Genomic DNA, 1306 nt, shown 5'->3' on the forward strand with positions numbered 1-1306 from the left:
GCAAGCGCTCCTGATTTAAGCACCGTGATACTATCAACTCTGCTCCAACTCCTTACCGCTTCCCTCTCATCTTCAAATGCACCTCTTTCTGCCATTATCCCCCCTTTGGATTGGCTATTGAGAATATGCATCACTTGACTGAAATATTTATTTGCCCAGCGTTGTGGATCTTTGGTCGGGCGAACAACCCCATAAAATTGACGCTCTATCTTATCAAAATACCCCGTTATACATTCCCAACCCAATTGACCGGCGGGAACCAAAGGCTGGTCTGGACAAAGCAAAATTTTCCTGCCTAAAAAAGCGCGCTTAACCACCTTTTTATGAAAAGCAGCTCCTTGAATATCGGGCATCATGCACTGAAGTTGCTTAAATTCTTCCTCGCTATAATCACGAAGTTCACCCGTTTCTAAATCAGGCGCTTTATAATATCTCTCACTTTCAAACCAACGACATTCAACTAGCGTGACCATCCGGCGGCCATTTTCAACATCAATACCCTTCTCATCATCATAAGCTTCAAAAGCATTGTGATGAACCCCTTCATAAGAACTCCCATCACGCGCCCAATCCGCACTTAGTTCACTCCAATGCGCTTTGGGAAACATTTGTCTTGCAACTTCCAAAGGTTTACGGTCTACATACCACAAACGTTGTGCATCGGTTAAATTCGGTTGTATGGCCGCGCTGTCCCAAACCATCTTTAAGGGGTCTAAACGTGTAATAACCGGCTCCCCATCTAGACTACTCTCATAATCAAGCCTTGTATCTGTCCAGCCCATACCGCAAATGACAGCATCTTGGAAAGCATCTGAATCCGCATATTCCGCATGGGCCATGTCGCGAAACCATTCTGCTGCACCAGTGAGCAATTCGCTAGGCAAGGCCTTGCCTATTTGACGAGGAATAAACTGCACTTCTCTCTTATTATTGCGTTCAGATCCAACAACCGCATTCACAAGTGGAGCAATGCGGTTAAACGTCATGACAGGACGGCGTTGTTCTTTTAAAGCGGCTAAATCAGTCTCATTCCACTGGTCGCCATTGTAAAAACGAAAATCTTCACGCGCTTGCTCACGCCATTTGTTCACATGCTCTACATCTTCTTTGTACCAGCTTAAAAGCTTACGAAACAAACCTTCCATTGAGAAATCTGAAACCTGACTTTCTTGCTCTATATGCTCTTCATCATGCATCATTGTGCCATCCATGACGTACTCTCATAGGCTTCTCTATCGCTATAAGCTGCTCTCTTATGTTTCTGTATCGGCTGCTCATAACCCACACACATCAATCCAAAGGCATC

General features: G+C 44.8%; 1 protein-coding gene. It reads right to left on the bottom strand.

Translation table 11 applies throughout. The annotated features are described in order from the left end of the window. The coding region (locus K3248_RS09380; protein ID WP_281421929.1) for a portal protein at positions 1-1211 on the bottom strand (1211 nt) is incomplete at its 3' end. Between the last annotated feature and the right edge of the window lie 95 nt (positions 1212-1306).

It is taken from the genome of Bartonella raoultii, assembly GCF_019659805.1.
GTDB lineage: Bacteria > Pseudomonadota > Alphaproteobacteria > Rhizobiales > Rhizobiaceae > Bartonella > Bartonella raoultii.